The organism is Vibrio sp. 1751, from assembly GCF_033339895.1.
Taxonomy (GTDB): domain Bacteria; phylum Pseudomonadota; class Gammaproteobacteria; order Enterobacterales; family Vibrionaceae; genus Vibrio; species Vibrio alginolyticus.
Genome location: NZ_JAWOVM010000101.1, coordinates 1 through 13,130, shown reverse-complemented (window position 1 = coordinate 13,130; position 13,130 = coordinate 1). Strand labels below are relative to the sequence as shown.

Annotated in this window: 12 protein-coding genes and 1 pseudogene; 2 read left to right on the top strand and 11 right to left on the bottom strand. The window is 43.6% G+C overall.

Annotated features, from left to right (window positions below; all coding sequences use genetic code 11):
* The 5 genes and pseudogenes from R7041_RS20460 to R7041_RS20440 all read right to left on the bottom strand — a co-directional run.
* Nucleotides 1–314: pseudogene (locus tag R7041_RS20460) on the bottom strand (oxygen-independent coproporphyrinogen III oxidase); the annotation flags it as partial.
* Nucleotides 315–498: 184 nt separating this feature from the next.
* Nucleotides 499–987, bottom strand: a complete 489-nt coding sequence (locus R7041_RS20455; RefSeq protein ID WP_005379254.1) for a DUF2489 domain-containing protein — start codon at nucleotides 985–987, stop codon at nucleotides 499–501.
* Nucleotides 988–994: 7 nt separating this feature from the next.
* Nucleotides 995–1,537, bottom strand: coding sequence for a Der GTPase-activating protein YihI (gene yihI / locus R7041_RS20450; RefSeq protein ID WP_005379252.1), 543 nt, complete (start codon nucleotides 1,535–1,537; stop codon nucleotides 995–997).
* Entirely contained in the window at nucleotides 1,537–2,175 is a 639-nt protein-coding gene (locus R7041_RS20445) for a class I SAM-dependent methyltransferase (protein WP_206949365.1), read from the bottom strand. The genes yihI and R7041_RS20445 overlap by 1 nt, the downstream gene beginning before the upstream one ends.
* Nucleotides 2,176–3,013: 838 nt before the next feature.
* Complete coding sequence (locus R7041_RS20440; RefSeq protein WP_017821950.1) at nucleotides 3,014–3,631, bottom strand: c-type cytochrome; 618 nt, start codon at nucleotides 3,629–3,631, stop codon at nucleotides 3,014–3,016.
* A gap of 159 nt (nucleotides 3,632–3,790) precedes the next feature.
* On the opposite strand from R7041_RS20440, the gene yihA reads away from it, so the two are divergent.
* Nucleotides 3,791–4,450 (top strand): ribosome biogenesis GTP-binding protein YihA/YsxC, encoded by a 660-nt coding sequence (yihA, locus tag R7041_RS20435; protein ID WP_017635019.1) that lies wholly within the window; start codon nucleotides 3,791–3,793, stop codon nucleotides 4,448–4,450.
* Nucleotides 4,451–5,197: 747 nt separating this feature from the next.
* Here the strand turns inward: yihA and polA are convergent.
* From polA to hemB, 3 genes are all read right to left on the bottom strand, one after another.
* Nucleotides 5,198–7,984 (bottom strand): DNA polymerase I, encoded by a 2,787-nt coding sequence (gene polA / locus R7041_RS20430; protein ID WP_206949366.1) that lies wholly within the window; start codon nucleotides 7,982–7,984, stop codon nucleotides 5,198–5,200.
* Nucleotides 7,985–8,602: 618 nt separating this feature from the next.
* A complete protein-coding gene (locus tag R7041_RS20425; RefSeq protein WP_206949367.1) occupies nucleotides 8,603–9,037 on the bottom strand; it encodes a GNAT family N-acetyltransferase in 435 nt (144 codons plus the stop codon).
* 127 nt (nucleotides 9,038–9,164) lie between these two features.
* Nucleotides 9,165–10,226, bottom strand: coding sequence for a porphobilinogen synthase (hemB, locus tag R7041_RS20420; protein WP_031777176.1), 1,062 nt, complete (start codon nucleotides 10,224–10,226; stop codon nucleotides 9,165–9,167).
* Nucleotides 10,227–10,410: 184 nt separating this feature from the next.
* On the opposite strand from hemB, the gene R7041_RS20415 reads away from it, so the two are divergent.
* Complete coding sequence (locus tag R7041_RS20415; protein ID WP_206949368.1) at nucleotides 10,411–11,172, top strand: TatD family hydrolase; 762 nt, start codon at nucleotides 10,411–10,413, stop codon at nucleotides 11,170–11,172.
* 462 nt (nucleotides 11,173–11,634) lie between these two features.
* On the opposite strand, the gene tatC is transcribed toward R7041_RS20415, so the two are convergent.
* The 3 genes from tatC to tatA form a co-directional block, all read right to left on the bottom strand.
* Nucleotides 11,635–12,387 carry a twin-arginine translocase subunit TatC gene (tatC, locus tag R7041_RS20410; protein WP_005379234.1) on the bottom strand — a complete coding sequence of 251 codons (753 nt, stop codon included), beginning with the start codon at nucleotides 12,385–12,387 and terminating at the stop codon, nucleotides 11,635–11,637.
* A 68-nt stretch (nucleotides 12,388–12,455) separates the two neighbouring features.
* Nucleotides 12,456–12,854, bottom strand: a complete 399-nt coding sequence (tatB, locus tag R7041_RS20405; protein WP_005379230.1) for a Sec-independent protein translocase protein TatB — start codon at nucleotides 12,852–12,854, stop codon at nucleotides 12,456–12,458.
* A 3-nt stretch (nucleotides 12,855–12,857) separates the two neighbouring features.
* A complete protein-coding gene (gene tatA / locus R7041_RS20400) occupies nucleotides 12,858–13,103 on the bottom strand; it encodes a Sec-independent protein translocase subunit TatA (RefSeq protein WP_005382958.1) in 246 nt (81 codons plus the stop codon).
* Between the last annotated feature and the right edge of the window lie 27 nt (nucleotides 13,104–13,130).

The following is a 13,130-nucleotide window of genomic DNA, read 5'->3' as shown; positions in this document are numbered from 1 at the left end:
AATGCAGCACGTTGACGAATTTCGTGTTCAAGCACGTCGAGGTATTCATCCGCTTTGTGCGAGTGGCGTGTAATGACTTTATTACATCCACAGTAGTAACAAAGCTTGTGACAGAACGGAATGTGTACGTACAGCGATAATGGGCGTTCTGGGTATTGAGTGCATGCCATATCATAATCAGAAATGGTGAACGCTTCATGAAACTCCAGCGCCGTTGGGTACGACGTATAACGAGGCCCGGAATAGTTGTACTTATCCAATACCGCTTGATCCCAGACGATTTGCTGTTTCGATTCAGTGTGTTGATTCGACATGGTGGTACTTTCCGTTAAATGCTAGGGCAACGAAAGCCGTCACCCGATATTCAGAGCCGCTATTTTGCCATACGACGATGACAAGCGTGGCAACGCCGACTGGCTTTTTAAGTATAAAACTAAAGAAGTGCTAGCGTGATCACGATACCCCCATTAGCCATAAGGAGACTATTGGGGGTCGCGCTTAAATCATCTGAATATTGATTTGATTATTCAGTGGCTGGACGTTTTTCTGCAACACTTTGAGCTCCTCAATAATCGCATCAGTGAGGCGGCTTTCCGCTTTATGACGCGTCAAGTTCTGTTGCATACGCTCTTTCTTGGCAAGTTGTTGGCGTTCTTCGCCACGCGCCATATCTTTCACGATGTGGTAAAGCTCAGAAATCGCAGGGTACGTTTTATCGAAATCAACGCGGTCTTCACCTTGTACATAATCCATGATGTTATACACACGGATACTGATTTCAGATAAATCGCACTGGCCTTGAATGCCCGCCTGACACAAGGTATGCACATTCTCAAAAATGTTGGCGTTACGTTTGTCTATCGCCAATTTTTGATGCTTCAGCTGCAATTCCTTTTGCTTTTTCAATTGAAGCAGAAGGTAACCTGCATAAGAAGCGAGTGCGATGATAATCACAACACCAGCAATAGCTAATAAGGTTACATTCATAGCTTAATTATCCTTTATAGTCGTCGAAATTAATGTCGTCGAAATCTGCCAGCAAGTCATCATCGTTGCGCGTGCTTTTCTCAGCAGGTGCAGTGAAGTCTTCCTCTTCTTCAGGTTCCAACAAACCTAGTTGGTCCATTAGTTTCTCAATGCGATCGAGTTTCTCATCGACGAATTTCTGTAGACCTGTGCCCAGGTTTTCACCCGCTTCAATACGGTCTAGCAACACGTTCAATTGCGCGTCATTTTCTAGCATCTCTAGTTCTTGCTCTGCCGACAAACGACGCTCTTGCTTCGTCATTTTCTTCGCAGGTTCAACAATCAGAGGTATTTTCTTTTTGCTGCCTAAGCGCGGGTCGCGATTTTGTGCAGCAGCTTGCTTTTTCTGCTCGTTAACTTCTGAGTTACGGTTACCCGTTTTCAGACCTTTACGCTTTTTAGCACGCTTGCGTAAGCGGCCTTCCACATCAGATTCTGTACGGTTACGAGTTACAACAAACTCAGGCGCACCAGCGGCACCCGGCTTTCTAGATTTTTTACTACGGCTCATTACTGGGGTTTCCTCAGTAAAATTACATCATTACCAATAAATTCGAGTTCGAGCTTATCCCGCTCTGCTAGGAACTGGAACGTGTCACGACTAAAGAACACTACGTGAGTGAGATCGTTCTTATAATGCCATGATTTGAAAGCCTCCACGTCGATGACCATTTTCGTCATCAGGCCTATCCAGCCCCCTGGCTTAACTAAATTCAACCATTGCTTCCACACCAAATCTGGGTGGTAGAGGTGCTCTATCACCTCTGTTGCTGTCATGAAGTCGTACGTTTTTTCTAAAACCGACGTATCAGGGTAGTAATAGAGATCGTACAACGCCATGTTGTGCCCCGCCTCTTCCAGCATCAAGGAGAGCGTTGGGCCAGGACCACAACCAAAGTCGATACCATTTGATTGTGGAGAAATTCGCTCTGTGATCGGGTCAGCAATACGCGACAAAAAGCGTCGGTAACCCAAATCATCGGGGTTGTTCTCATGCAAATCATAGTGAGCTTTTTCGCTTTCCGCATCCAAACGTTGGTCTGGATTTACGAATACCAAGCTGCACTGCTCACATTGAAGATATTCACGACGCTTATCTTCAAAATAATGGTGAGTGCGCTGATTTTGGCATAAAGGACAGGTATGCATGCTGACTTCCTCAAACAGGGATGCGAAACATACCAGAAAGTGAACTCGGATTGGAGTGTTGTTGAGTATTTTTTCAGCAATTTTTATTAAAAAACTTTGTTTACAACCTATAAAGCTAAAGTAAGTGCTGTAATCTCAATTTAAGTTACGACTGAGCAAGTCAACGGATATAAAAAAAGCGACAGTCAGACTGTCGCTTTCTAAGTGCCATCAATTGGCGAAACTGTGTTGCACACATTTGGTGCACCAATGATCCCTTTGTTTTTAGAGCTTTCCCTGCCAAAAAGAGTTGTTTTTCATCTTCCTGATGAGTTTTGGCTATCCGTTTACTTCCTGTCTACTGAGCAACTTCCTGTGCCTGATCCGTTTCACTGTCTTAACCGTCAGACGAGATGACCATCCTTATCTGATAGGCTCCCTACCTATCTAAATCCCTTTCTAAATCACCAAGCATCCGAGCTACATCCTTGGAGACCTAAACCGTAGTCTTAAATCCTTACATTCACCCCCTGTGAACGACTTCTACTTTACGCCATCCCGTTATGCTCACAAGTAATGGGTTGAAAAAAAATCCGCCTATTTTTCTAAAAAATCAAAATTATCATTTAATCAAAAACTTAAAAACACTAACAAGAAAAAGCCAACATCAAGTATGGCAAATGTCTCACAAACTGCCGAGCCAACTATCGCTTTCGCATCCAAACTCGACTGTGATATCTGTCACGAACAAAAATGCCCTAGTGGATTCACTAGGGCATTTTTGTACAAGTTGCTCGAACGATGTAGGGACATCTACCCAACCAGCTCAAGATGCAGGATCTTGAGCGATTTAGGTATATTAGTGCAGACCGCCAACGTATTTAGACAGCACTTCGATATCTTCGTCTGTCATTTTCTTCGCGATGTCGCGCATCATGGCATTCATATCATTACCACGGTCGCCATCACGGAATTTTTCTAGCTGAGCTTTGATGTAGTCAGCATGCTGACCAGAAATTTTCGGGAAACCTGAAAGCTCAGTACCATTGCCACGAGGACCATGACATGCAATACATGCGGTTAGGCCACGCTCGGCATCACCAGCGGTATAAAGCGTTTTGCCTTTTGCTACTACATCTTCAGGTGTTGAGTTTTCTGAAACTGGTAGCGAAGCGTAGTAAGCAGATAGGTCTGCGATATCTTCATCGCTCAGTGGCATTGCCATACCACTCATTACAGGATCGTAACGACCTTGTTTACCACCACTTGTCATGCCTAGCTTAAGTTCTTTTAACTGCTTCTCAAGATACTTAGCGTGTTGGCCTGCGAGTTTCGGGTACGTTGTTATTGCACTGTTGCCATCTGCTCCGTGACAGGCGACACAGGTTTGTGATTTTGCTTTACCAGCCTCAATATTACCTTGGGCCCATACTGAGCAACTGGCTAAAAGACTCAAAATTAGCGCTAATTTATTCATGACATTCCATTATAATTATCAAGCTTCCAGTACCACGGAATGTGAACATACCGCGTACACTCATGGTACAATAGGCGACCTTATGCCGAGCACGGTTATTTTACACATTTTCACAAAAAAGTAATCAATCGACTACACAAAGTCGAGATGGAGTTAACAGTGAGCGTAAAAATTCATTACCAAAATACGCATTTCATCACCAGCGCACCCGATATTCGTCACCTGCCGGAAGACGAAGGTGTCGAAATTGCGTTTGCAGGACGCTCAAACGCTGGTAAATCGAGTGCACTTAACCGTCTAACTAATCAAAAAAGCTTAGCCAAGACATCAAAGACACCTGGTCGTACGCAATTAATCAACCTTTTCAAAGTAGAAGAAGGTTGTCACATTGTCGATCTACCTGGATACGGTTTTGCTCAAGTACCGGTAGAGATGAAAAACAAATGGCAGAAATCTTTGGGTGAATACCTACAGAAACGCGAGTGCCTAAAAGGCTTAGTGGTTCTAATGGACATTCGTCATCCAATGAAAGATCTCGACCAACAAATGATTTTCTGGGCCATCGATAGCCACATTCCTGTGCAAGTTTTGCTAACCAAAGCAGATAAACTAAAAAGTGGTGCACGCAAACAAACTCTACTGAAAGTTCGTAAGCAAGTAGAAACTTTCGGTGGTGACGTTTCTGTTGATGTGTTCTCTTCACTGAAAGGATTAGGTGTCGATCAGCTACGTGCAAAACTGGATACCTGGTTTGCACCAGCACTAGCACACCTGATAGAAGAAGACGAACAAGAGATACCTGCGAGCGATGAAGAATAATTAACAATATTTGTTAAATTTCTTCGACACGGCCCTGCCATTTGGTGGGGCTTTTGTTTATCTGAACTAAATAACAGGCAATAAAAATCCCCGCCTTCCTGGCAGGGATAACGGGAGAGAAAAATTGGTAATTATTGTTATGTGACGAAGCATTGCTGAACTGAGATTCGATTTCAATAGGTTAAAAAGCGCTCTTGTTTCCTGTGTATCACCAAACATTCACTCCAAAAACACCCAATAGCGTTACAATTCAGACAGTTAAGCCAAGCAAATCTTCAAAAAGATGTAACTTAGTTTCTTTCAAGAAAAAATAATAGTGTGACTGACGTAAATTTACAGGATGAATAACGCAATAAATTTGAAGGAAAAATCGAGATTTTGCAGTGACTTAGAAAGGTCAAAAAAGAAGGTTTTTGAAGGCTAACTTTAAGCTGCTGATCCAAAAGAATAATTTTCTTTCGCCCAATAAAAAACGCCCCAGTCAAAAACTGACTGGGGCGGCTGAATCAGCCTAATCCAATAACGTGAAACAAAAGGTCTGAAAGATAGAACATCTTACCTCTGTACCCTACGAGTATTAATGTACAACAATTGGTCAGAATTGCAAAGAATTTTTGTAGTTTTTTTTCATGAAATTTTTATTAAGCAACATCAAAGTTAACTTTGCGCTAGCTTTTTTAATCTCAAAAAAAAGCCAGCGTTTGTGCGCTGGCTCATAATTAATTGGTTATTTTGGTCTAAAAGTGACTAATGAGCTTGATCCCAGTTATCACCGTGACCTGCTTCTGCAACCAACGGTACTTTTAGCTCTGCTGCAGATTCCATCAATTTCTGTACTTTACTTTCAATTTCGGACAATGATGACTCTTCAACTTCAAAGACCAATTCATCGTGTACTTGCATTAATAACTTCACACGACCATTGCCTTCTTCCTGAATCCACTGATCAACCAACAGCATCGCTTTCTTAATGATGTCCGCAGCCGTACCTTGCATTGGTGCGTTGATTGCCGCACGTTCAGCAGCTTTACGACGCATCCCGTTGCGCGATTTGATTTCTGGTAAATGCAAACGTCGACCAAAAATCGTTTCAACATACCCTTTATCTGCTGCCGTGCTGCGTGTGTCTTCCATGTACTGCATCACGCCTGGGTAACGTTCAAAGTATGTATCCATGTACGCTTGAGCCTCACCACGAGGAATGCCTAATTGCTTCGCCAAACCAAACGCACTCATGCCGTAAATAAGACCGAAATTAACCGCTTTCGCACGACGACGTTGCTCACTTGAAACGTCTTCAATAGAAACACCCATGATTTCTGCTGCGGTTGCCGCGTGGATATCTTTGCCATCACGGAATGCATCCAACAACGCTTGGTCGCCAGAAAGGTGCGCCATGATGCGTAGTTCGATTTGCGAGTAGTCGACCGCTAAGATTTTATGCCCAGATGGCGCGACAAACGCTTGACGAATACGACGGCCGGCTTCGTTACGAATTGGAATATTCTGTAAGTTCGGATCAGTAGAAGATAGACGACCCGTTGCGGTCACTGCTTGGTGGTAAGAAGTATGCACACGACCCGTTGATGGGTTGATCATCTTCGGCAGTTTGTCCGTGTAAGTTGATTTTAGCTTCGCCAGACCACGGTATTCCAAAATCAGTTTTGGTAGTGGGTAGTCTAGCGCGAGTTCTTGCAGAACTTCTTCATTCGTCGATGGTGTGCCTGATGGCGTTTTCTTCACAACCGGTAAACCCATTTTTTCAAATAGGATGGCTTGTAATTGCTTTGGCGAGTTCATGTTAAACTCTTGCTCTGCAATTTCGTACGCTTTCTTTTCAAGCTCATCAAGGCGAGCGGTAATCTCGACCGACTGCGCACTCAGCTTCATTTCATCGATAAAGACCCCAGTGCGTTCAATGCGCGAAAGAACTGGCACCAACGGCATTTCAATCTCTTCGTAAACTGTCTTCAGGCTTTCATCCTGCTCGATATTAGCAAACAAGCGATTGTGCAGACGAAGGGTCACATCCGCATCTTCTGCCGCGTATGGCGATGCTTGTTCCAGTTCGATTTGGTTAAACGTAAGCTGATTTTTGCCTTTACCTGCAATTTGCTCAAAAGAAATGCAGCTGTGCTGTAGGAAGCGAAGCGCCAAGCTGTCCATATCGTGTTTACCGCCGACACTGTTGTAGATATACGATTCCAACATCGTGTCGTGCTTGATACCTTTTAGCTCAATGTCGTAACGAGCGAGTACAGACGCATCATACTTTAAGTTTTGACCGACTTTTGCTTTCGCTGCATCTTCAAGAATTGGCTTCAGCTGTTCTAGTACCCAATCACGATCAAGCTGTTCAGGCGCATCTAAATAGTCATGTGCAACTGGCACATAAGCCGCAATACCTTCATCGACAGCGAATGACAAACCAACTAGATTCGCTAGCATGTAATCTAGGTTATCGGTCTCCGTATCAAATGCAAACAGCTCAGCCGTTTGAAGTTTATCTAGCCAAGCATTGAAGGTTTCTTTATCCAGAATTGTTTCATATTGGCTGCGATCGATTGTTACCGCAGAAGTTTCCATCTCGGCTTGAGAAGAAGAAGCTTGTGAAGATCCTGCAAGCTCTACGGCCTCCACAGATCCAGAACCGCCTTCAAGTAGTTCATTCAACCAAGATTTAAACGTCAGTTGGCCATACAGCTTCACTAATTCGTCTTTATTTGGTTCCGCTTTCATCAATGATTCTGGCGTTTCCTCAAGCTCAACATCCAATTTGATGGTCGCGAGCTCATACGAAAGCATGGCATTTTCTTTGTTGTCGATGAGCTTTTTCGCCATGGTTTTAGAACCACGGAAACCAAGCCCTGCAATATCATCGAGGTTTTCATACAACTTCGTCAGACCACCAATACCTTGCAGTAGTGCGGTCGCTGTTTTATCACCGACACCCGGTACACCAGGAATGTTATCTACTTTATCGCCCATCAGTGCTAAGTAGTCGATGATCAACTCAGGTGGAATGCCAAACTTTTCAACCACACCTTCACGATCCATTACGACGTTCGTCATGGTGTTGATCAAGGTAATGTTATCATCCACTAGCTGCGCCATGTCTTTATCACCAGTACTGATCAATACAGGCATGCCCTTTTGTGATGCTTGGTATGCTAACGTACCGATGACGTCATCCGCCTCGACGCCAGGAACACAGATCAGCGGCAAACCCATTGCACGAATAACATTGTGTAATGGTTCAATTTGACAACGCAGGTCATCCGGCATTGGCGGACGATTCGCTTTGTATTCTGCATACATATCATCACGAAAGGTTTTTCCCTTTGCATCGAAAACCACCGCGATGCGCTCAGACGCAAACTGACGCATCATGCTGCGTAACATGTTCACGACGCCGTAAACGGCATTAGTTGGAATTTCACCATTGCTCATGGTGCCCGGGTAGGCGTGAAAAGCGCGATATAGGTAAGAAGAGCCGTCGATAAGGATCAACGGATTTTCAGGAATACTTGCCATAATTGTCTGTATCCAATTCAGTACTTGAGAGATCTGCCTAGGATGCCATGACTGCTGATCTGAATCTATCTTGTTCGCTCGATCTAGGTCGCGTAAATTTTTCCGACTTTATTCAAGAAAACACCACCCCTGTGGATAACTCTGTTTATAGAAATTATCCACTGGTTATCCAATAACAAAAAACACAAGAAAACACCAACTCAACCTATTGATTTATAATAATAAATTCGCATGACGGCGAGAAGATCAACGATCCTAAAATGATCATCGCATGTGGAAAAGATATTAATAGTGACGTCAAATAGAAATCGTAGAAAAGAAAAAAGCGACCCGAATGGGGTCGCCTAGCAGAAGTGGTAAAGCAAATTCTGTAAATAGAGCAGCTTAACCAAGAAGCTATAAATTACACTGGAAGCAATGTGAGCAATGTCGTGTCAAAAAGAATTCGTGCAAGTTCTCGGAAAAATGTTTCATCACTTCTCAACTTTCAGTTAATTAACTTCTGTTAATAAGTCACTCAACGTCCTTGTGAACTTTCCTCATTCCCTAAGACAGGATTAATAATAATGATTCTCATTTCGTAGTCAACAGTTAAATGAGAAAAAATCTCATTTATTTTCACATTGCTTTAATGAAATGCACTCTAGATTCTCGAAGATTTACTTTTTCTTCAAACTTTTCAATGATATAGCCATTTCTCAATAACAAGCGAAGCATAGCCGGAAACTGGTTTCGAGATTTCACTTTTAATGTGTTGTAGCCTTGTTCTGCCACCCAATCCTCTTGAGCTTCCAAAAGCAGTTGTGCCACGCCTTCATTTCGAGCTTCAGGGACAACACCACCTAACCAGCTATAGAAAACACTATCCTCTAATTCGTAACCTATTTTGAAGCCGACAATCGTGCCATTTTTTTCTGCAACGAGGATTAAACTGTTTTTCTCTTCTAAACGTTGAGTCATGGAGTCTACCGTTTCTCCTTTCGAAAACTCGGTAACACGCGCCACAACTTGAAGTGCTTCTTCCAATGTGCCTTCACGAATCAGCATTGTCATTGTTCTCTTCTCCAAAATAAAAATACCCAAGCACCTTGGATTGTTACTGTTGTAATCCGCCTGAGGTTACTTGGGTATATACAGACGAACAACTCTTGTTGGTCTGGTATTTCTCACTGAGCGATAATTACTCTTCTGTCGCTTCCGGAGTACGATTTAGGTGTTGAGCAGTTTGTGCATTCTCTTCTGCCAACCACTCAGCAACGTCTTTCGCAAAGTACGTTAAGATGCCATCTGCACCTGCACGTTTGAAGCACAATAGTGATTCCATCACAATTTCACGCTCTTTGAGCCAGCCATTCATGATCGCCGCTTTATGCATCGCGTACTCGCCAGAGACTTGATAAGCAAATGTCGGTACTTGAAGTTCAGTTTTTACTCGGCGAACTACATCTAAGTATGGCATACCAGGTTTAACCATCACCATGTCCGCACCTTCATTGATGTCTAGCGCCACTTCGTGAATCGCTTCATCAATGTTTGCTGGGTCCATTTGGTAGTTTTTCTTGTTGCCGCCTTTTAGATTTGAAGAAGAGCCAACCGCATCACGGAATGGTCCGTAGTAGTTCGATGCGTACTTAGCCGAGTAAGCCATGATTTGAGTATGAATGTAGCCCGCGTTTTCTAATGCTTCGCGGATCTTACCAATTCGGCCATCCATCATGTCTGAAGGCGCGACTACGTCAGCACCCGCTTCTGCATGAGACAAAGCCTGCTTAACCAATACTTCTGTGGTTTCATCATTCATTACGTAGCCATCTTCATCGATGATGCCGTCTTGGCCATGTGTCGTGAATGGGTCGAGTGCCACGTCTGTGATTACACCAATTTGAGGAATGTGTTCTTTAAGCGCTCGTACTGCTCGCTGAACCAAACCTTCTGGGTTGTAGGCTTCAGTAGCACATAAGCTTTTAGCGTCTTGGTTTACGACAGGGAAAAGCGCGATTGCTGGAACGCCTAGATTTGCAAGGTATTGTGCTTCTTCTAGCATTAAATCAATCGACAAACGCTCTACACCCGGCATGGACTCCACGCTCTCACGACGATCTTTACCCATAAGAATGAACATTGGGTAAATCAGATCATTAACAGAAAGTTGGTTCTCAGCCATCAAACGACGACTAAAATCGTGCTTACGTAAACGACGCATACGGCGTGCAGGGAATGGACCTTGAATTGATACAGACACCATTTTCTCCTTGTCTGGACGGTTATGATGATCAAATCATCTGGTGAACAAAATCATATCACTCTTGATGCATGTTGCGAGTGACAATCTGGAAAAAGGTAATGAAAAAAACTGAAAATGACCCAGCACTCACACTCAAGTATACTTCGAATACGAAACCAACCATGAAGCACAGAGAGTAACGATGATCGATACCCACGCGCACATCTATGCCAGCGAATTTGATAACGACCGCGATGAAGTAGTACAACGCGCCTTAACGCAAGGCATTAATAAAATCCTGTTGCCAAACATCGATCTGGACTCAATTGAGCCCATGCTAAAAACCGAAGCGGCGTATCCAGACGTGTGCCACTCAATGATGGGGCTGCACCCTTGCTATGTGGATAACAACGTTGAGCAAACGTTGGAGATCATCCGCGGCTGGTTTGAGAAACACAAGTTTATTGCGGTGGGCGAAATCGGTATCGACCTATATTGGGATAAAACCTATCGTGCTGAGCAAGAAATAGCGTTCGTAGCTCAACTTAACTGGGCAAAAGAGATGGATTTACCGGTCGTTATCCACACTCGTGATTCGATTGAAGAAACACTCACTTTGCTACGACAAGAGCAAGATGGTCGTCTGCGTGGTGTATTCCACTGTTTTGGAGGCAGCTTAGAAGAAGCACAAGCAATCAATGAGCTAGGCTTCCACTTAGGCTTAGGTGGCGTATCGACCTTTAAGAATGGCGGGATGGATAAAGTCATTCCACATTTGGATATGCAGTGGGTCATTTTAGAAACCGACTGTCCATATTTAGCGCCTGTGCCACACCGTGGTAAACGTAATGAACCAGCCTACACTTCTCTCGTTGCACAACGTGTTGCCGACTTGCGTGATGTCGACATCGCAACCATCGATGCCATAACGACTGAGAATGCCAAAAAGCTGTTTAATATTTAATTCACGAGAATTGAAAAAAGCGACGAAATCAACGTCGCTTTTTTATCACCTAAACTATTGAATGAACGATTCAACCCGTTGAAATAGTAGAACAATCCATACAAAATTATTGATAAACATAATAATTAACTAGCAACTCTACTTACTTCTCATATCGTCACTTTACTTCGTCCGCTTTGCAAAACTGTCGACAACTCGACACATTATTTTTCTATACTGATTTACGCCCATTAATTAGCACAAATGTAAAACAGCATGAATATGGAAGTTGAAGTGTGCACACATGGTGCTTACTTACAACGCGTACCGCGCAGTTTTTTTCAAAAGCTGCTGGGCATCAAGGAAGTATACGTATGCACAAAATGTGGTTACGTCATGAAAGTTAAGTAATTAGCCCAAGAAAAAACCAACCGCAAAAAAAAAAGCGGCTCAATTGAGCCGCTTTTCACATCTAGATTAGCCTTATTCTTCGGTTTCCGCTTCTACTTCTTCGCTTCGACGAGTATAAAAACGCGCGAAGAACAAACCGACTTCAAACAGTAAACACATCGGAATAGCGAGTAAGGTTTGCGAGATCATGTCTGGTGGCGTTAACACCATACCTACGACAAACGCAGCCACTATAATATAAGGACGTTTCTGTCTTAAATCTTCTGGTGTAGTGGCCCCAGTCCAACACAACAAAATAATCGCAACAGGCACCTCGAATGCGATACCAAACGCCATAAATAGCGCCAGCACAAAGTCGAGATAACTCGAGATATCAGTTGCAAACTCTACTCCACCAAGAGAGATGGCGGTAAAGAAGCCAAACACCAATGGAAATACCACGAAGTAGGCAAATGCCACTCCACAGTAGAACAATAGCGAACTAGAGAACAGCAATGGCATGATCAATCGACGTTCATGCTTGTACAAACCTGGCGCTACAAATGCCCACACTTGATACAAGATAAACGGCACCGCAATAAATACCGAAGCAATTAACGTCAGCTTAAGTGGCGTAAAAAAAGGTGACGCTACATCCGTAGCAATCATGGTCGCGCCTTCAGGTAGACGTTCTACTAAAGGTGCGGAAACAAACTCGTAAATGTGGTTAGAGAAATAAATTAGTCCGACAAACACGACCAACACTGCGAGGATTGAGCGCAGTAGTCGGTTGCGAAGCTCCAACAAATGACTAATTAAAGGTTGTGTCTGCTCGACGGTAGACATGGCAAACCTCTTATTAAAAACCAGATCAAAAAGGAGCTACCAATCACTAGTAGCTCCTCCTAATGAGACTATTCGGCTTTCTTATCTGCCGCTGTAACCTTGCTCTCTTGCGCTTTCACGGCCTCTTCGACTGCTGGCTCTGTTTTTACAGGCTCAGTCTCTGAATCGGTGTTCTTTGCGTAAGGACGATTTACAGATTGCGCTGCCTTCTTCAACTCTTCAACTGAAGATTTCAACTCAGGGGACAAATCATCCATCCCCATTTGTTCTGCTTTGCGCAAGTTTTCTTGCAGCTCTTGGACTTTCAGCTCGTGTGACAATTCGTCTTTGACGCTATTTGCCATACTCTTAGCGGCACCGATAAAGCGAGACACGCTGCGAATAGCATGAGGCAAACGCTCCGGCCCAAGAACGACCAGACCAACAACAGATATTAATACCAGTTCCCAAAAACCGATATCAAACACGTTTTACGCCTGCTCTTTGTCTTTTTTCGTTTCAGGAGCAGCTTCTTTTTTCTGCTGCTCTTCTAGACTTTTTGGTTCGAAGTCTGCGTCTTTGTCATTTTTCGCAGGTTCATCTTCGCTCATCGCTTTTTTGAAGCCCTTAACGGCACCACCCAGATCGCCACCGATACCGCGTAGTTTCTTTGTTCCGAATAGCAATACAACAATTACAGCAATGATTAGAAGTTGCCAAACACTGATACCACCCATTCTCTTTACCTCGGGTCTTTAAACAAA